This window comes from Marinifilum flexuosum (assembly GCF_003610555.1).
Lineage (GTDB): Bacteria > Bacteroidota > Bacteroidia > Bacteroidales > Marinifilaceae > Marinifilum > Marinifilum flexuosum.
The window spans coordinates 662,844-681,615 of record NZ_RAPQ01000009.1 but is presented as its reverse complement, the minus strand read 5'-3'; the positions used below and the strand labels follow the sequence as shown (position 1 = coordinate 681,615).

Genomic DNA, 18,772 nt, shown 5'->3' with positions numbered 1-18,772 from the left:
GGTACTTTAAAAGTGCTACCGTTTTTTTATGTGGTTTCGAATTGATCCTGATTTGACAAATAGAACTCTTTTGCAAGATCAATTTTATCATTTAATTCCTTCAATTTGTTTAGTGATTTCACCAAGTCTTCAGAGAGTATTATTTGTTCCAATTCAATAATCGTTGCTTTTGCCTCTAGCATTGAGAAGTTGGCTAAAACTCCTTTTAATTTGTGAGCAGAATCTTTTGCTTTTTTATAATCTCCATTTTCCAGGGGAACCAAAATTTCTGATATCCTGGATTCTTTGATGCTAAAGAATTTTTCAATAACCTCTTTAATAAAGGCTCTATTGTTATCAACCCGGATAAAAAGTTCATTGAAATCGATAATGGCAAGATCTTTGTCTGTCTTTTTTGGTTCGCGAGGTAAATCAATTAATTTAAGGATTAACGATTTTAGATTCATTTCCTCTGGGAAATACAAAAGTTTATTTACCTTACAAATATTATCCTCTTCTTCGGTTGAGGTTAAAACAAGTAATTTGAATGAATTTGCTGTTGAATCAGCAAAATAAGTTTTTAAAGACTCTAAAGTTTCATTTAGATCTAAGGCAGTTTTATCGCCAAGTTTAAATTTAGAGATAATTAGTTTGTATTCATTTGAGAGAAGTAGTTCGGTTAACTCATCAAGTGAATTACATTTAGAAAAATTAATTCCAGGCAGCGATTCAATACTTAATGAATAAGTAAATCCAAGCAGTAATATATTGGCTTTATGTTTCATGTTTGTAGAATTCAATGCCCGTATTTCTTAAAAAGATTGTATCTTTCGTCAAGTTCTGTAAAGTACAATCAATTTGCGGAAAATTTATTAAAAAGCATAATTTATATGAGTAGTTTGAAAAAAAAATTGAGGAATGGCTTTACACTTTTATTCTTAAGTGTTTTTGCAATTTGTGGAACGCTTAATGCTCAATCGGTAAAACATCAAGCAATTAAATATCAGAATTTATTGGCCTTGGTGGATGCATTTTATGTGGATACTGTAAATGTTGAGAAATTAACTGAGGATGCAATTGTAAAGGTTTTGGCTGAACTTGATCCTCACTCTATCTATATTAGCAAGGATGAGATTAAAGAAATGAATGAAGCCTTGCAAGGAAGTTTTAGTGGTATTGGAATTCAATTTAACTTGTTGCGTGATACCCTAATGGTAGTAGCAACCATTCCTGGTGGACCATCAGAAAAGGTTGGACTTCGTGCTGGTGATAGAATTATAGAGATTGATAATGAAAATGTTGCCGCAATTGGTATGAAAAATACTGATGTACATAAGCGTTTGAGAGGTGAGAAGGGAACCATTGTAAATTTGAAAGTAAAGAGAAAGAAAGAAAAGGAGTTACTTGAGTTTGTGATTACTCGTGATAAAATTCCAATTCATAGTTTGGATGCGGCATATATGATTAACAAACAAATTGGTTACATGAAATTAAACCGATTTGCCCTCACAACTTCCGATGAATTTTTAGAGGCTTTAAGCAAGTTAAAAGCTCAAAAAATGAAAGATCTGATTCTCGATTTACGAGGCAATGGAGGAGGATTTATGACCGCTGCCATTGAAATGGTTGATCAGTTTATGGATGCAGAAAAGCTTATTGTATATACCAAAGGTTTATCAACCCCTAGAAGAGAGAATATTTCTACCCAGAAAGGGATTTTCAAAGAAGGAAGAATTGTAATTCTTTTGGATGAAGGATCTGCTTCGGCTTCTGAAATTGTGTCTGGAGCTGTTCAAGATTGGGATAGAGGAGTGATTATTGGTCGTAGAACTTTTGGAAAAGGATTGGTACAAAGACAATTTCCTCTTTCTGATGGTTCGATGATTCGATTAACAACTGCACATTATTATACTCCAACAGGAAGATGTATTCAAAAACCATATGAAAATGGTTTAGAAGATTATCATTTGGATATCCTGAAGCGATACAAATCTGGAGAAATGATTAATGCTGATAGTATTCATTTTCCTGATTCTTTAAAATACAATACTCTTGTTAATAAAAGAACAGTGTATGGTGGTGGTGGTATAATGCCTGATATTTTTGTTCCTATTGACACTACTGCAAACTATAAATATTTCAACTTATTGGTTCGCAAGAATGTTATTTACCCATATGTGGTGAATTATATGGATAAAAACCTGGAATCTTTACGAAAGAAGTATCCAAAATTTGATTCTTTCTCGAAAAATTTCGAAGTAAGTGATGAAATGATGAAAGAAATTGTTGCTTTGGGAGAAAAAGAAGGAATTGAAAAAAATGAAGAGGATTACAATGCGGTAGTGGACGATATAAAGTTGCATGTAAAGGCATTGCTAGCAAGAGATTTATGGGAAAGTGCAGAGTACTATAAAATAGTGAATAGTGAGAATGAATTTGTTCAAAAAGCCATAGAGGTACTCAAAAATCCTAAATTATACGATACTGAATTGATTAGTGAGTAATTGCTGATTATGAGCCGAAAGCATTGCTTTCGGCTTTTTTTTTGAATATCTGATTAAAAGCCTATGTTTTTAGGTGTTAAAGATTAATTTTGTAGCCGAAAATCGAATCAAAGACAAGTTCTTTAAATTTGTTAAGAAGAGACGTTTTCGTTGATTTGATAATTGAAATAGTTTAGACGTAGATTTAAAAAGATGGTTGTGAAAACAGACTCGGGTAAATTCAGATTAATTGCAAAAACCTTTCATGGTTTAGAGGAAGTATTGTCTAATGAATTGGAAAAATTAGGCGCAGAGGAGATTAGAATTTTAAAACGTGCGGTGAGCTTTGTGGGTGATAAAACTTTGCTATATAAAGCAAACTTGCATTTGAGAACAGCAACCCGAGTTATTAAGCCAATTCACAAATTTACAGCTCACGATACCGACGAATTGTATAAAGGAATTCAGGAAGTTGACTGGAGTGAGTATATTGGTAATAAAGATACCATTGCGATTGATAGCACAATTAGTTCGGATGACTTTAAACACTCAAAATTTGTTACTTACCGTGTAAAAGATGCTATTGTAGATCAATTCTTTTATGCTACAGGTGATCGCCCTTCGGTAAGAATGATGAATCCAACATTACGTATTAACATTCATATTGATAGAAATACTTGTACAGTTTCATTAGATAGTTCGGGAGAATCTCTACACAAAAGAGGATACCGTGTAGGAGAAACTGCGGCTCCACTTAATGAAGTGTTGGCAGCTGGTTTAATTTTACTTTCTGATTGGGATAAGAAATCTAATTTCATTGACCCAATGTGTGGATCGGGAACCATTTTGATAGAAGCTGCACTGATCGCGTACAATATTCCTCCAGGATTGTATCGTAAAGAGTTTGGATTCCAAAAATGGAAAGATTTCGATGAGGATTTGTGGGATGATATCTACAATGAAGAAACTGAAGTTGATTACGAAGGCAAAATTATAGGAGCTGATATTTCTGATAAAGCAATGGAAATTGCAGAAGAAAATATCCGTAATGCAGGTTTGAGAAGAAAAATTAAATTGAATGTTACTCCATTCCAACAGTTTGTACCACCCGTTGAAAAAGGACTTTTGATTACTAACCCACCTTACGGTGAGCGTTTAAGACCAAAAGATTTAGAAGGATTGTATGCAATGATTGGAGAAAGATTAAAGCACAATTTTCCGGGTTATGATGCTTGGATTTTAAGCTATGGTAAAGAATGTTTCGATAGTGTGGGATTGCGTCCTTCAAGAAAAATTACTCTTTATAATGGTGCACTAGAATGTAAATTCCAGAAATATTCTATGTTCGAAGGTAAAAAGAAGGATAATTATAAAAAAGATAAATAAGAGCTAAGCAGGAAATTTGATCCTGCTTCACTTTTAACTCTGAGATAATTTGCTAATTTTGTTATTGAGTAACCCTAACCCTAATATTTATGAGTTTTGACCTTAACCAATGGTATGAAGAAAAAATAGATGAAGATGCTATTTTTGATTACAAAGGCAGAATTGATGATGAGGATGTTACTCGAATTCTAAATTCGATTGAGAGAATTCTTAAGGCAAAGGATGAATCTCCAAAGATATTCAAGAAAATTTTTAATGTCTTAATAGAACTGGTGCAAAATCTTCATCATCATGGGGAGGTTCCAGCTAATTTGAATGTCGATTACAATAAATTCGGGGTACTTATTTTAAGAGACGAAGGAATGCAGTATCGCATTAGCGTAGGTAATTTCATAAAAATTGAAGGCCTTAAATTAATTCGAGATAGAATTGACCAGATCAATACTTTGTCGTCGGAGGAAACTCGAAATTTATATAGAATCATATTAAATAATGAGCAATTCTCCGAAAAAGGAGGAGGCGGTTTAGGAATGGTAGAGATTGCTCGGAAGAGTGGTAATAATATGGAATATCAATTTATTGATTATAATACCGACTATTTATTCCTTTCTATTGATGTTGTAATATAAAACTTAAAGTATAACTTCCATGAATTCACTAGTTTTAGAAGGTAGCCCAAAAACTCCGAGTATTAATTTTGATGGAGAAAAAGGAGCTTTTTTAATTGAAGGTCGTTCAATTCCAGAAAACTCGCTTGATTTTTATAAGCCTGTAATGGAGTGGCTGGATTCGTATGTAAACGAGCCACAGGAAGAAACTAAAGTTTCTATTAGGTTAGAGTATTTTAACACCAGTTCGTCGAAATGTATATTGGATATATTTAAGAAATTGGAAACCATTTTTAAACGAGGGAAAAGAGTGATCATTAACTGGCATTACGAAGTGGATGATGAGGACATGTTGGAAGCTGGTGAAGATTATCAGTCAATTGTGAAGATTCCTTTCAATATGGTTGAGGAGGATGAATAAATCGTTATATAACTAGATAATAAAAAACTGCAATCTAATAGGTTGCAGTTTTTTTGTGTTATCCAATTCAGGTGTCTATGAATTGTAACTCCTTTTCTTAATGCGTTGTTCGAAAATACCTAAAGCTTTTTTAAGCAGCCCAAAATACAATACAAGGTAAAGACCTATACTTGAACACCAAATTACAATAATGTTCACCCAATAAGTATCGTAGTACTTACCAAATAGGCACTTTTGTGGTGCATAAAAATGTGCTTTTAGAAATTTGCACTCAGGATCTCGATAAATCGGATCTATTTTTTGGTACAATCTATCGTTATATTCTATGATCCTTTCAATATCATTACTGTTACGTACAAATTCGGTTAACCTTTCATTTGAGTATTCCTTTTTCATTTTAACAAACTCTTGTTTGTTATCGTATTGTTTCTGAATTTCAACCAAATGTTCATCCTTTTTTTGGTTCGAAACATTATACAAATTAATGTAGTATCGATTCAGTTTGTCGAAATAGGTACGTAAATTTTTAATCGTCAAATCATCTAATTTGATTGGGGATAGGTAATCCATTCTTTCAAAATCGAAGGCCAATTTTTCTAAATCCTCCAGAGATAATTCATTTCTCAATAAAACCAAATTAGATTCTAATTTTTCAAGCTTATCGGGTTGGTTTAAATATCTTTCACACTCGTTTAATTTGTTTTTAAGGATAGGTAGCCAATAATTTTTACGATAGTCAGCTTTGCTCATTAACTTCTCGTAAACGTAGAAATTGGCATTAAATTGATTATCCTTAAACTGTTTTACAGCCAATGCTTCATAAGCCCAACGAGCTGTAATTATTTCTCCATACCATGGAATAGAGTTTGGAGCAGAAATGTTGGGGTTTAATTTATCGAATTTCACAATTATACCACTAAGTATCAGCTGAGGAATCAGTATAAATGGAATTAGGATATAAATTGTAATTACAGTTTTAAAGCTATCAGATATAATTAAACCTAGCATGTTTGCAAAACACCAGGCACTGAATAAGGCAAGCCAATATTCAAAAAACATTCCTTTGATTTCCAGTATAGAATTGCCTATAAAGGTGAATAAGAATGCTTGAAAAGCAGAAATTGTAAATAGAATGACAATTTTCGATATCAAATATCCAGATTTACTGAGATTTAAGAAGCGTTCTCTTTTCAGTATTTTTCTATCCTTTATGATTTCCTCGGCACTTAAGGTTAAGCCAATAAATAGAGCTACAATAACTGCCATGAACAGGTAAACTGGCATGTTGCTATTGTTGCTAAAAGTGTAACCAAGCTCATTTCCTGCATCTACATTATAATATTTGATAATGTACGATAGAATTAATGCCAAAAGAGGCGTCTCGAACAGGTTAATAAACAGATATTGGCGATTGGCAAATTTTGAAATTATATCTCGCTTGGTAAATACCCAAAATTGTTTTAGTGCAGAAGGGATTTTAAAGCTAACAGGCGGCAACTCTTTTGTGTCCTCTATGTCTTTGCCATTCTTATTGTGGTCTTTAAATCTTTGATACCATTGAATGGGTGAAACTTTTCTTATTTGAGTAGGATTGCCATATTCATCGAGAACTTCCGATTCAACAATGTTAAAAATCTGATCTGCATCAACATTACCGCAAGAATTACATTCACTTTCAGTACGATTTGCTCTTAAAGTTTGTGATTTAAAATAGGTAATGGCATCTAAAGGATTTCCATTAAAAATAAGGTATCCACCAGTATCCAAGATCAATAAACGATCGAACATTTTAAAAATATCCGAAGCTGGTTGATGAATTACAACAAAGATTAATTTGCCTTTTAATGCTAGATTTTTCAGCAAATCCATAATTTTAGCTGAATCTCTTGATGATAAACCAGATGTTGGTTCATCAAGAAATAAAACGGAAGGCTCACGAATTAGTTCCAGAGCAATGTTCAATCTTTTGCGTTGTCCACCACTAATTTTTTTATCTAAAGGATTTCCTACTTTTAAATTACGAGCCTCATATAAGCCCAAATCTTTTAGAAGTTTTAAAACCAGTCTTATTAATTGAAAACTGCTGTATTTGTCGAAACAAAGTTTAGCATTAAAGTATAGGTTTTCGAAAACGGTAAGCGATTCAATAAGTAAGTCATCCTGTGATACATGCCCAATAACACCTTCAAGTTTCGATTTATCTGGAGTAATATCATAACCGTTGATTACAACATTTCCTTTACTTGGTTGGGCAGATCCGTTTAAAACGTTTAACAGTGTAGTTTTACCAGCACCACTCGATCCGATAATTCCAACCATTTTGCCTGACTCTTCTTTGAACGAAAGATCATGCACACCAATATTATCCTCTTTGAATCGATATTCGATATTTTGAGCTTCAAAAACTACTCTTTTTTGTTTGTTGTCACGATAAAATGTACTTACAATATCGCCAAAGTAAATGGGATCGATTTTAGGATTACGAATGGATGATCCTTGACTTAATACATGAACTCGTTCTGGGTTTAACGATTGTCCATTCATGAATAATTCATCGATTCCTTTGAATCGCATTACAAACATATCCACTGTTTGTAATCTAAGAATCTTGATTTTACCAATTAACCCAGCCGAATAGTAATGTTCCCCAATTTCATGGTTCGATTCAGAGTTACTTATTGTAAGTAACCTACTGGATGGGTTAATCTCCGAAAAATCATTAAGTACAAAGTTGCGAAGTCTTTCATAACCTTCCCTAGGTAGATTAAATGTATCAGCTACAGTTTCGATAAAAGCAAACTCCTGTGCACTAATTTCATCTTCAAAATTTAAAAATTCAAGAAGTTGAATGAGTACAACAACCTTTTGTCTGATTATTAATTCTTCGTTAATTTCAGTACAAATGCGTAAAACACGAACTGAACTTGCCGAAGTGTATTTTTTAATTTTTGATTTTCTGGTTGTTCTTCTTTGATTTTCTTCGTAGTGCTGATCGTAAAGAACTAAATATTCTTCTGCCGTTTCCTGATCAAGATGTTGCTTCAAATATTTAGATACCATTCTACGCCTATCGGTTGCGGAACTTTGTGGGTGCGCAATGATAGCAAAGAGTTGCATTAAAGCTTTTAGTATTCGTTCGCTCATGGAATGGTAGGGTTATAATGTTAGGTTGTCAACCTTATTAAGAGTAGCTTTTTATTATTGTTTAAATCCAATTAACATTAAAACGAAACCTGAACTTACATTCTTTTGGTTTAATTTGGCTTCGATTGTACAATTCATTGAATTTTCAAATTTAAAATCCCAGTAAGGAGAATTTTTATGTTCGCGATTGGTGAAAATCAAATGGTTTTCCTGATCGTAAATGGAGAAAATCACATTGCCTTCATCTTTGCCTGTAGCACCAACAATTCTGTAATGATTGCCAGCATAAAAAGTAGTATGAAATTCGGCAATTTCGCCTCCTGATAATAAAGCTTTATATTGTTGACCATCAGATATAAATTCGGTTCCCAAGTGCTTGGTACAATTCTTAAGAGTTACATCAGATTGAGCCTTCGCACTCAGCGCAAAAACAGATAATAAGGAAAATAGTATAATGGTATATTTAAGTCTCATAGGTAAAGATTTTCTCAGTTTATTTAATAATGTGCTCACGGATTATAGAAACTTTTTCTGTGATTTTAGCTAACTGTTCCTTTTTCATTATCAATTCAGATTTACTTTTCACAATGGTAAGTTTTTTATGAGAATCGGTAATTGGTGCTACGTATTTGTATTGTTCTTCAATTTCATCAAATGTGTAGGCTAGATCAATTAGTTTATCTACCAAGAAATAATAATCTTTTGATTCGTTAGAGTAAGGAACAAGCAATTTAATAAGGTTTTCAAGCGGACGTTTCTGCTCCGAAATACGATCTATTAAATCCTTGTTAGGTTTTTCTTTAATTTGCTGAGTTAGTAAATAAACAGATTCAATCCATCCACCAGCTAAGATAAGTGCGCCTGTATTTTCACGTTTATTTGCCTTTAAGTAGTTATCTATTTTGCGATATGTATTACTAACAATTACCAAAAGTGAATCCCGGTTTTCGATATTGTTTTCAATTCTTTCAACGGTTGGTTTATCCATGGCATTGTATAAGCCTATTTCTTGCGATAAAATTTTAAGAACGGCAAAATAACTTGCAGCATCCTGAGTTTGTTTGTAAATGTTGATATATCCTAAATCGGAACCATAAACACCAAAGTTGATTGCTTTGCTAAAATTATCGACGTAATCGCCTGACTTTTTAGTCGAATTAAGCAAGTCTTTGTTGTATGAAATTCCTGATTTTTCAAGCAATAAGGAAATCTGATACGGCGATGGTAAACTAAACAAGATATTGTTGTACTTAAAAATATTTCCTGTTTTTTCAGCATCAGCCATGATTTCAGCCTCCGTATCTTGTTCGATGGCTACTTCTTTGTTTATGGTTTCAGAAGGTTGCAATATTAAAAAGGTAGCAATTGCTGCAATTGCTATTAAAAATAGAAATTTAACACTGTTTGGGATTCTTTTCTTTGGCATTTCTTTTTTCTTTAATTATTTGGACCAATTATGAAGAAAAAACACGATTTGCATAGCTGTTTTCAAACTGTTTGAAAACGATTCGTATTTTAATCTAGTATTTTTTCAACTTGATTTTAACAAATATCAAATCAATTGGTAGTCGTCCTGATTAATTTATTCTAACATTATTACTGTATTTATACTAAAAAGGATACATTTGAATGCAAAAAAAATTAAAAAGATATTTAACAACAAACGAAACAAGATGAAAAGAATATTCCTTTTAGTCTATTTATTAATTAATTGTGGAGTTTTCCTAAGCTTGGAGGCACAGCCAAAAAATTTGTCTATGGAAGATGCTATTTTAGGGCAATGGAGACAATTTTATCCGGAGACCTTGTCACAATTATCTTGGAGGGGAGATTTAAGTGAATACACTTATGTGAAAGAGAATAAAATAATGCTTGCAAAACCTGGAGATGATCCAACGGTATTATTAAGTTTGGAAGAACTGAATTCAGGTTTAAAAGAGAATGAAATCGAATCATTAAGGAGAATACCTCGTTTTTCATGGCAATCAGCAAATGTAATGGAATTCAACTTGCGTGGAGCTTTGATTCATTATGATTTTGTAGTCAAAAAAGTATTGCTTAACCTGAATGTAAATTCAAAAGCAGAAAACCAGAATTTTTGTAATGCATCGAATACAGTAGCTTATACCATTGAAAACAATTTGTACATTGCTGGTAAAGATGGACAAGAGCTTGCAGTTACTACTGATACAGATAAAGATATTGTAAATGGTCAGGCAGTTAGTAGAAGCGAATATGGCATTAGCAGAGGAATTTTCTGGTCTCCTAATGGAAATCAATTGGCATTTTATAGAAAAGATGAAAGCAATGTAACTTCTTTTCCTTTGGTTGATATCAACACTAGAGTAGGTGATTTAAGAGAAATCAAATACCCTATGGCAGGAATGGGTAGCGAAGTGGTTAGCTTAGGTGTTTACAATCTGCATACCAAGAAAACTTCATGGATTAAATCAAATGATTTTGGATCAGATCAATATTTAACCAATATTTCTTGGGGAGCTGATAACAAATATATTTACATTCAGGTATTGAATCGTGCTTCGAATCATGCCAAATTGAACAAATATGAAGCTGAAACAGGTAAGTTTGTAACTACTTTATTTGAAGAGAAAGATGATCGTTGGGTTGAACCATCGCATAAATTGGTGTTTTTGAAGAACAAGCCAAATCTGTTCATCTACCAAACCAACAACCGTCATGGCTTTAATCATGCTTACCTGTATAATACCGAAGGAAAGTTGATTAAACAATTAACTTCTGGGGATTGGGAAATTACTGAAATATTAGGTTTCGATAAAGACGAAAAGTACATGTTCTATGTATCTACCGAAGTTAGCCCGATAGATAGACATGCTTACAAGTTGAATTTGAAAACTGGTAAAAGATACAGATTAACCAATGATGAAGGATATCACAGCGTACAGGTAAGTGCCGATGGAAAATACATTTTGGACAATTACAGTAGTCTAAAAGTACCAAGAATTATAAATGTAGCTGATACCAGAGGGAAATTCGTAAAAGAATTGGTGAAAGCAGAAGACAAATTGAAGGATTACAATTTGGGCGAAATTTCATTGGGAACAATTAAATCTGCTGATGGAGTTACCGACCTTCACTATAGAATGGTTAAACCAGCTGATTTCGATCCAAATAAAAAATATCCAGTTGTAGTATATGTTTATGGAGGTCCACATGCTCAGTTGGTAACCAACAGATACTTGGGAGGTTCTCGTTTGTGGGAACAGTATATGGCTCAAAGTGGATACTTGCTTTATATCTTGGACAATAGAGGATCCGCAAACAGAGGTAAAGAATTTGAGGCCGTAATTCACCGTCAGTGTGGACAACCAGAAATGGATGATCAAATGAAAGGTGTTGAGTTTTTGAAATCGCTGCCATATGTTGATGCCGATAAAATTGGAGTTCATGGATGGAGTTATGGTGGTTTCATGACCATTTCTTTAATTACGAATTATCCAGACGTATTTAAAGTTGCTGTTGCAGGAGGACCGGTAATTGATTGGAAATGGTACGAGGCGATGTATGGAGAACGTTATATGGATACTCCTGACGAAAACCCTGAAGGATATGCTAAAACTTCATTAATCGCGAAAGCGAAAGATTTAAAAGGAAAACTTTTAATTTGCCAGGGAGCTATTGATCCAACGGTTTTATGGCAGCATAGCTTGAATTTCATTCGCGAATGTATCAAGAATAATGTTCAGGTTGATTACTTCCCATACCCAAGAGCAGAACACAATGTTCGAGGTCGAGATCGAATTCACTTAAAGCAGAAAGTCAGCAATTATTTTGATGATTATCTGAAATAAAAGAACTAATTTTCGCCGGCTTCAATTTAAGGAGCCGGTTTTTTATTTTATAGAATTTTAGTGTGAGAATAAAAACTGATTATAGAAATATTTGGAAGATTGCCTATCCCATTATATTGGGTTCTGTGGCGCAGAACATCATTGCCTTAACCGATACTGCTTTTTTAGGACACCTAAGCGAAGTAGCATTAGGAGCTGCAGCCATTGCCACAATCTTTTACTTTGCTGTGGTTATGCTTGGTTGGGGATTTGGATTAGGGACCCAAATTGTAATTGCGCGTCGATTTGGCGAAGGCAATTATGAAAGAGTTGGAAAAACCTTTGATCATGCCTTGTATTTTTTATTGATTCTGGCAATACTTTTATTAGGTTTTATGCAGATTCAAGCTCCTCCAATTCTGAAGGGGATCGTTCAATCGGATGCTATTTTTCAAGCCAGTACCGATTACATTTCTGTGCGCGCATGGGGAATTTTATTTGCTTGCGTAAACCTGTTGTTTAGGGCATTTTATATAGGAATTGCCAAAACCAAAGTGATAAGTTGGAGTACAGCTTTTATGGCAATCATTAATATCTTTTTCGATTATGCTTTGATATTTGGCGAATTCGGTTTTCCAGAAATGGGTATTAAAGGAGCAGCATTGGCATCGGTAATTGCAGAAGCTTGTGTGCTAGTGTTTTTTCTGGTTTATACTTTTAGAAAAACTCCAATAAAAAAATACCAACTGTTTGCTTTTCCAAAAGTAGATAGGGAACTGTATTCGCGATTGTTAAAAGTTTCTTTTCCAATGATGATACAAAATTTTCTGGCACTTTCATGTTGGTTTGTGTTCTTTTTACTGGTTGAGAAAATGGGAGAGAGGGAGTTAGCCATCTCCAATATTATCCGTAGTATTTATGTCTTGATAATGGTTCCGGTTTGGGCATTTGCTTCTGCTGCAAATACTTTGGTTAGTCAAGTGTTAGGCGAGGGAGAACCTAAGGAGGTAATGCCGGTTATTTTCAGAACCATAAAATTATCGTTTTTAGCTGTATTGGCTTTGGTTGGGATTAGTTTAATAAGCCCGGAATTGGTGATATCGATTTATACCGATGAGCCAAGTTTGATTGTAGAAACCAAACCTGTTTTGTATGTGATTTTTGGTGCAGCTTTATTATTTCCCATTGCCATTACATTGTTTCAAGGCGTTTCAGGAACTGGCAATACTTTTCATGCCATGCTCATTGAAATAGTTGTGCTTGCATGTTACCTGGGAGGAGTTTATTTACTGATTGAAGTCTTTCAATTATCTATTTCAGGAGTTTGGGTGTCGGAGTATTTTTATGCAGGCTTTTTGGCTTTTGGATCTTGGTTGTATTTGAAATTTGCCAACTGGAAGGATAGTAAGGTGTAGATTTGAAGAGTGAAAAGTTGAATATTGAAGTTATCTGAAATTTCTATTAAAAGTTGAACTTTTAACATTAAAAATTGAGTTCTCTATGTAGAATGTAGAACTTTCCCTATTGAAACTTATGATGTTAACGTTGTTCATTCACACATCAACATGAAAAACTGAGCTTCCAACATTATTTCTTGTTCTGTTAATGTTGAAAACTGAGCATTCAACATTTGCAGCTGAGGTTTTTATATTGAAAGCTCGGCTTTTCATTTATAACGATCATTTTTTTGTATAAAAACACAACAAAAAACATCGAAACTTCATCTCACAACATTAAAATATCAACTATCAACATTGCAACTTCAGCTCACAATATTAAACTATCAACTTTCAACGTTGAGAGCACAGCTTGCGATATTAAAAAATCAGCTTATAATATTAAAACCTTAAATATCAACATTGAATTGTCAGCTTTTAAGATGAAAAGTTCATGTTGAAACGAATTATTCATATGGAACAACATCAGGTTGTCCTACCTTAAAGTCGTTGAATCTAGGCCTTTCTTCACCTGATAAACGGAATGCTACAGATTGAAAATCGCTTGGAGCCTTTGGATAAAATGCCAAACGTAACTGTATGGTTTTGAATACAAGGTTTTCGTTGTGTAATCGCACACCAAAACCTAATCCGTAGTAATAATCACCTTTAAAAATGTGTTTCTGATTACTGCCTATAATTCCAACATCGCCAAAAGTATAAAAGGCAAATTTAAAACCGCCAAGCATGTAAGGTGTAAAGGCTACGCTTTCCAAATTTAAACTTAGTTTTTGCTTTCCGATAACCTCTTCGCTTTTAAATCCACGAATACCATGTTTGTTATTAATCGTGATAAATTCTTCAGGAAATCTTCGGATACCCAAAGTGTATTTTAAATCTCCAAAATTACGGAACCTTAATGCACCTAATTTTCGTATCCGACTGAAGAATTTCGATTGGGCGATTAAGGTTCCCTGTTCAAAGCGTTTTGAATTGAAAAATCCACCAATGGCTACGCGATTAAAAAAGTAACTTCTTGTTTTACGAATATAGCTTGCTTTTTGAAAATCAAAACCCAAATACAATCGGTGTGAGTACTCTCGATCTTCGTAACCAAAATTCATTTGCGCCAAAAATCCATAAGGAATATCCTCGGTTCTACCAAAATTATAGATCAGGTTACTTTTGTAATATTGTGTTTGGCTGATACTGATTCCTCCAAGGTACAGGATGTTATTGTGGAAAAATTGATTTAGATCAGGACCCGTTTCTGGCCTTTCAAAAAACTTTCTACTGGATATCCTTCCGGTAAAAAACATCTTTCGTCTGGCAAATAAATTTTTAGAGTCTAGCTTTATAGAAGTTCCATACCAAAGATTCCCATAATTAAAATCCAGAGGGATTTCGTTCCGAATCGGATCATCGTCCATGATTTTATCCGATCGCATTGTTTTCGATAAGCTAAACCCACCTGCCCTTTTGGTGTTATAGGTATTAAAATCTCTTTCAAAATCAATTCCAATCACTGATTTTTCATATGTGTTTTCGTAAATTAAACTGGCGTCAATAAAGCTTCTTTTGATATTGCGAACCTTGTATCTCCCTGAATAACCAAACTTTTGATCTTCATCTCTATCGTAATGAAATTTGTTGCTGAACTCATGGCCAATGCCGTATAGGTTTCGGCTGTAAATTTCGAATTCAGTAGATAAGTTTGAACCAAGATCTACGTCAATCCCCCAGGAAAACTGATCTTTTACCCATAGTTGCAAATCAACAAACTTATTTGAGCCTTTTACAGGTATAACCCTAAAAAATGCATCTTTAATATAGTTTAGTTGTCTAATTAACCTTTCATTGTCAGCAAGTGTATAAGCATCCAGTTTATCTCCTTCGTTTAGATGTAACATTTTTCTTAAATGTCCACGTCTACTGGTATGATGTAGGTTGTTTCCAGCTCTTTCAATCCAGCTATTGGCAACTTTAGTGGTATCGTGCAGGCTAGAACCGAAAGGCTCAAGAACTCTTACCTCAATATTTCTGATTGTTTTTCCCTGATAAATAACAAAGGCGGTTTCACTGCGCTCTGTTTTTATCGTATCGGTAGGCGAAATTTTATCGGGAGCTACAAAAAATAATTTGTAAAGTTCTTTTGTAAATTTGCGTTTATAAGCTCCACGTTGTATTGCATGGTAGAATTTACTTCCGCTTTTATGGGAATCCTTTTTTCGTTCGTTTACGGTATCCATTAAAAATACGATAGTATCGCGTGAAATAATTATTGTACTATCTGGTAAATCTATATTTTTAATGGGGTTTACAAGGCTGTCTTTTTGAATATTCTGCTGTGCATTTGCAGAAGAAAAATAGCTTATAAGTATTACTATTAACAAACAATATGTTGCTGAACTTCGAATAGTATTTTAGTTTCAATGGTTATACTCTATTATCAAAGATAAATAAATTGAGATTCTATCGAAGGATCTATCAAGAATTATACCTTAAAAGATATTAATCCTGTTTTGAATTCTGAATTGTTGACACTTTATCGCAGATGGCACTTGTTTTTTCTTCGGGCCAACTCCATTTTCCATCTTTTCTGAGTTCAGCAGATAGAATTTTCCCTTTAAATATTTCTAGAGTTTGGGTTGCAGCGCCAAAACCAAACCGTTTCATACTCAATTTATAATTTAGCTTGGAGTAGGAAATTCTTTCTTTTCCTTTAACGAAAATGAAATAGTAATAATTTATATGCAATTCTTGTTGTTGGTCATCAAAAGATATGGATGTAACAATTCTATTGCGTTTGAGCAATAATAAAAGTGAATACATTACAATTATAGCTGTGAAGTATACAAACTTAAATCCTACAAAGAATAGAAGTATAGCCACTAGTAGAATCAAGAGTGACAATTCTTTTCTAATTCGGTCCCATAGGGTGTATGATTCTTTAGATAATTCAAAGGTTTCCATGCTCAATTTTTTTGCATAGTTAGCAAAATAGCTTGCATTTATCAACACTTGAAGTTTAAAAATAAATTTATCTACTAAGTTTTTAGTAAATAAATTTGTCTACTAAAAATTTAGTACTAAGTTTGTAGTAGATTAATCTAAAAGTAAATGTTAAAATGAAAGAGTTGACCAAAGCTGAAGAACAAGTGATGCAGATATTGTGGGAGTTAAAAGAAGCCAATGTTAGGGAAGTAGTTTCTAACTTTCCTGATCCAAAGCCAGCATATACAACTGTTGCAACAGTGATGAATGCCTTGGAGAAGAAGGGCTTTGTAGATAAAATCCCTGCGGGAAAGTCACATTTGTTCGCGGTTAAAATTTCGAAAGAAGATTATTCAGGTTTTAAAGCAGGGGCTTTGGTGAAAAACTATTTTAATGGCTCATTTTCCCGAATGGCATCCTTTTTTGCAAAGGATAATAAACTAAGCATTCAGGAGTTGGAAGAAATGATAAAGATTGCAAAAGCACAAATTGAGAAGGAGAAATAGATATGAATGAATTCTTCTATTATTTAATACAGTCCTCGGGAATTTTGGCAGCATTTTATGTCTTGTATTTCCTGTTTTTAAGAAACGAAAGGTTTTTTGCCGAAATTAGGTGGTTTCTAATGATGAGTATTGTGCTGGCTGTTTTTCTGCCTCTCGTAAAAATACCATATACAGTTCTTGTTGAAGCATCACAAGTAAATGTTTCAAGTGATTTATCTGTTGGTGATTGGATAGCAGGATCAATTCCTGAGGTAATGTCAGATAATAAAACGTTTTACAGTATTCCTGTGCTTTTAATGGGAATTTATTTAATGGTTTCATTGGTACTGTTGATAAGAAGCGGCATTAAGGTTTGGCAGATATGGAGTATGATTGTAGGGAAGGAGTTTGTAGAGAAGGATAACTGTAAAGTAATACTCCTTGATGAGAAAATACCTGCTTTTAGCTTCTTTGGGTATGTTGTGATCAACAGGGGAGAGTTCGAAAATGAAGAGTTGAGAAATATATTTATACACGAAAAAGTTCATGCACTTCAAAAGCACTGGATCGATCTGCTTTTGGTGGAAATATTAAGCATAGTATTTTGGTTTAATCCATTTGTATGGCTTTTTCAAATCGCAATAAAACAAACGCATGAATTATTGGCTGATGACGGGGTAATAGCGCGCGGTTTCGGCATTGGACAGTATCAGGCAATTTTAATTAACCAATTAATGGGAGCAGAAGTGGTTGGTTTAGCCAACAACTTTAATCACTCCATAAACAAAAAAAGAATGATTATGATGTCAAAAGAAAAAGGTCCAAAAATAAGGCGCTATAAATTACTGTTCATGATTCCGGTTGTAGCTGCTGTATTGGTTTTTAATATGAAAGCTATTAAAGTACATGCTCAAGAGGTTGAAATCGTGGAAATTCAAAATAGCGAAAAGGTTAAAATATCAGGTTTAATTTTGGCAGAAAATAATAAACCTACTGCAGGTGCTGCGATATTGGTTGAGAATAGCGCAGTTGGAACTGTAAGTGATTCGGATGGTAAGTTTGAACTTGAGGTAGCCAAAGATGCCAATATCAGAATATCTTTTATTGGTTTCCAGACCAGAAAAATGGCTGTTGAAGATTTTATTTTAAATGGCAATAAAGAGAACAATTACTTTTTAAAAATTAAATTGAAATCTCAAAAAGGAGAGGTTTTACCTTCTGAAGGGAATGATTGGAGTTCTAATGAAAAAGTAAAAAAGAATAAGTTTGATGAGAATGAGATTTTTGTGGTGGTTGAAGATATGCCTCAGTTTCCAGGAGGTAATAAAGCCAAGCTAGAACATATTGCCAAAGCCATTAAATATCCTAAAGAAGCCATTGATAAAGGAATAAAAGGAGTTGTTTTTGTAAGATTTATTGTATCAAAGAGTGGAAGTATAAAGGATGTAAAAGTAATACGAGGTGTACATCCTCTTATAGATAAAGAAGCATTACGAGTAATAGAAGAAATGCCAAATTGGATTCCAGGTAAACAAAATGGTAAAAAGGTGAATGTAGCTTATACTTTGCCTGTTAGATTTGGTACTAATGACAAAGGTGGCGTTGAGAAAGTAGCAGTTACTAAAAAGGATAATATTGTCTTCATCAATGGCAAGAAAGCTTATAATATGGTTGATAATATGCCTAAGTTTCCGGGAGGTCATTTAGAGATTCAAAAGTTTCTTGCAAGAACTCTCGTTTACCCTAAAGTGGCTCAGGATAATGGAATTCAGGGAAGAGTATTCGTTTCTTTTATTGTGAATAAGGATGGAAAGGTGAGTGATCCTAAAATTGTAAGAGGTGTTGATCCTTCATTGGACAAAGAGGCAATTCGAGTTGTGAACTCAATGCCTCAATGGGAAGCGGGAAAACAAGATGGCAAACCTGTTAATGTTATCTATACAGTTCCAATCAACTTTAAATTAGGGAAGGGCAATGATGCTTCAATCCAAATAGAAAAGGTGAAGAGTGAATAGCATATCAAACTT

Annotated in this window: 14 protein-coding genes; 8 read left to right on the top strand and 6 right to left on the bottom strand. The window is 33.7% G+C overall.

What is annotated here, in order from left to right; all coding sequences use genetic code 11:
* Window positions 1-26: 26 nt before the first annotated feature.
* Window positions 27-764 (bottom strand): Hpt domain-containing protein, encoded by a 738-nt coding sequence (locus BXY64_RS12770; RefSeq protein ID WP_120240374.1) that lies wholly within the window; start codon window positions 762-764, stop codon window positions 27-29.
* A 105-nt stretch (window positions 765-869) separates the two neighbouring features.
* Between BXY64_RS12770 and BXY64_RS12765 the strand changes: the two genes are divergently transcribed.
* The 4 genes from BXY64_RS12765 to BXY64_RS12750 all read left to right on the top strand — a co-directional run bounded on the left by BXY64_RS12765 (window position 870) and on the right by BXY64_RS12750 (window position 4,877).
* The gene (locus tag BXY64_RS12765) at window positions 870-2,483 is read left to right on the top strand and encodes a S41 family peptidase (protein ID WP_120240373.1); all 1,614 of its coding nucleotides are present in this window, start codon (window positions 870-872) and stop codon (window positions 2,481-2,483) included.
* Window positions 2,484-2,681: 198 nt separating this feature from the next.
* The gene (locus BXY64_RS12760) at window positions 2,682-3,848 is read left to right on the top strand and encodes a THUMP domain-containing class I SAM-dependent RNA methyltransferase (protein ID WP_211334492.1); all 1,167 of its coding nucleotides are present in this window, start codon (window positions 2,682-2,684) and stop codon (window positions 3,846-3,848) included.
* Between the two features lie 89 nt (window positions 3,849-3,937).
* Entirely contained in the window at window positions 3,938-4,477 is a 540-nt protein-coding gene (locus tag BXY64_RS12755; protein ID WP_120240371.1) for a SiaB family protein kinase, read from the top strand.
* 19 nt (window positions 4,478-4,496) lie between these two features.
* Window positions 4,497-4,877 (top strand): DUF1987 domain-containing protein, encoded by a 381-nt coding sequence (locus tag BXY64_RS12750; RefSeq protein ID WP_120240370.1) that lies wholly within the window; start codon window positions 4,497-4,499, stop codon window positions 4,875-4,877.
* Between the two features lie 75 nt (window positions 4,878-4,952).
* Here the strand turns inward: BXY64_RS12750 and BXY64_RS12745 are convergent, their stop codons facing one another.
* Genes BXY64_RS12745 through BXY64_RS12735 form a run of 3 tightly spaced genes read right to left on the bottom strand, consistent with a single transcriptional unit; the run spans window position 4,953 to window position 9,447 of the window.
* Entirely contained in the window at window positions 4,953-8,021 is a 3,069-nt protein-coding gene (locus BXY64_RS12745; protein ID WP_120240369.1) for an ATP-binding cassette domain-containing protein, read from the bottom strand.
* 54 nt (window positions 8,022-8,075) lie between these two features.
* A complete protein-coding gene (locus BXY64_RS12740) occupies window positions 8,076-8,495 on the bottom strand; it encodes a hypothetical protein (protein ID WP_120240368.1) in 420 nt (139 codons plus the stop codon).
* Window positions 8,496-8,514: 19 nt separating this feature from the next.
* Window positions 8,515-9,447, bottom strand: a complete 933-nt coding sequence (locus BXY64_RS12735) for a hypothetical protein (RefSeq protein ID WP_120240367.1) — start codon at window positions 9,445-9,447, stop codon at window positions 8,515-8,517.
* A 331-nt stretch (window positions 9,448-9,778) separates the two neighbouring features.
* Here BXY64_RS12735 and BXY64_RS12730 point away from each other — a divergent pair, with 331 nt between their 5' ends.
* Both BXY64_RS12730 and BXY64_RS12725 read left to right on the top strand, forming a co-directional pair.
* Complete coding sequence (locus tag BXY64_RS12730; protein WP_211334491.1) at window positions 9,779-11,851, top strand: S9 family peptidase; 2,073 nt, start codon at window positions 9,779-9,781, stop codon at window positions 11,849-11,851.
* A gap of 62 nt (window positions 11,852-11,913) precedes the next feature.
* Window positions 11,914-13,245: an MATE family efflux transporter gene (locus BXY64_RS12725; RefSeq protein WP_120240365.1), complete on the top strand. Its 1,332-nt coding sequence runs from the start codon at window positions 11,914-11,916 to the stop codon at window positions 13,243-13,245.
* A gap of 488 nt (window positions 13,246-13,733) precedes the next feature.
* On the opposite strand, the gene BXY64_RS12715 is transcribed toward BXY64_RS12725, so the two are convergent.
* The gene (locus BXY64_RS12715; RefSeq protein ID WP_147375987.1) at window positions 13,734-15,659 is read right to left on the bottom strand and encodes a BamA/TamA family outer membrane protein; all 1,926 of its coding nucleotides are present in this window, start codon (window positions 15,657-15,659) and stop codon (window positions 13,734-13,736) included.
* A 118-nt stretch (window positions 15,660-15,777) separates the two neighbouring features.
* Entirely contained in the window at window positions 15,778-16,239 is a 462-nt protein-coding gene (locus BXY64_RS12710) for a hypothetical protein (RefSeq protein WP_120240362.1), read from the bottom strand.
* A gap of 155 nt (window positions 16,240-16,394) precedes the next feature.
* On the opposite strand from BXY64_RS12710, the gene BXY64_RS12705 reads away from it, so the two are divergent.
* Both BXY64_RS12705 and BXY64_RS21545 read left to right on the top strand, forming a co-directional pair.
* Entirely contained in the window at window positions 16,395-16,766 is a 372-nt protein-coding gene (locus BXY64_RS12705; RefSeq protein WP_120240361.1) for a BlaI/MecI/CopY family transcriptional regulator, read from the top strand.
* 2 nt (window positions 16,767-16,768) lie between these two features.
* Entirely contained in the window at window positions 16,769-18,760 is a 1,992-nt protein-coding gene (locus BXY64_RS21545) for a M56 family metallopeptidase (protein ID WP_120240360.1), read from the top strand.
* Window positions 18,761-18,772 lie beyond the last annotated feature (12 nt).

Excerpts from the sequence above, each read along its gene's own strand:
- BXY64_RS12750 (WP_120240370.1), top strand. The coding sequence starts at position 4,497 with ATGAATTCACTAGTTTTAGAAGGTAGCCCAAAAACTCCGAGTATTAAT.
- BXY64_RS12710 (WP_120240362.1), bottom strand. The coding sequence starts at position 16,239 with ATGGAAACCTTTGAATTATCTAAAGAATCATACACCCTATGGGACCGA.
- BXY64_RS21545 (WP_120240360.1), top strand. The coding sequence starts at position 16,769 with ATGAATGAATTCTTCTATTATTTAATACAGTCCTCGGGAATTTTGGCA.
- BXY64_RS12730 (WP_211334491.1), top strand. The coding sequence starts at position 9,779 with ATGGAAGATGCTATTTTAGGGCAATGGAGACAATTTTATCCGGAGACC.
- BXY64_RS12735 (WP_120240367.1), bottom strand. The coding sequence starts at position 9,447 with ATGCCAAAGAAAAGAATCCCAAACAGTGTTAAATTTCTATTTTTAATA.
- BXY64_RS12770 (WP_120240374.1), bottom strand. The coding sequence starts at position 764 with ATGAAACATAAAGCCAATATATTACTGCTTGGATTTACTTATTCATTA.
- BXY64_RS12765 (WP_120240373.1), top strand. The coding sequence starts at position 870 with ATGAGTAGTTTGAAAAAAAAATTGAGGAATGGCTTTACACTTTTATTC.
- BXY64_RS12745 (WP_120240369.1), bottom strand. The coding sequence starts at position 8,021 with ATGAGCGAACGAATACTAAAAGCTTTAATGCAACTCTTTGCTATCATT.
- BXY64_RS12705 (WP_120240361.1), top strand. The coding sequence starts at position 16,395 with ATGAAAGAGTTGACCAAAGCTGAAGAACAAGTGATGCAGATATTGTGG.
- BXY64_RS12740 (WP_120240368.1), bottom strand. The coding sequence starts at position 8,495 with ATGAGACTTAAATATACCATTATACTATTTTCCTTATTATCTGTTTTT.
- BXY64_RS12755 (WP_120240371.1), top strand. The coding sequence starts at position 3,938 with ATGAGTTTTGACCTTAACCAATGGTATGAAGAAAAAATAGATGAAGAT.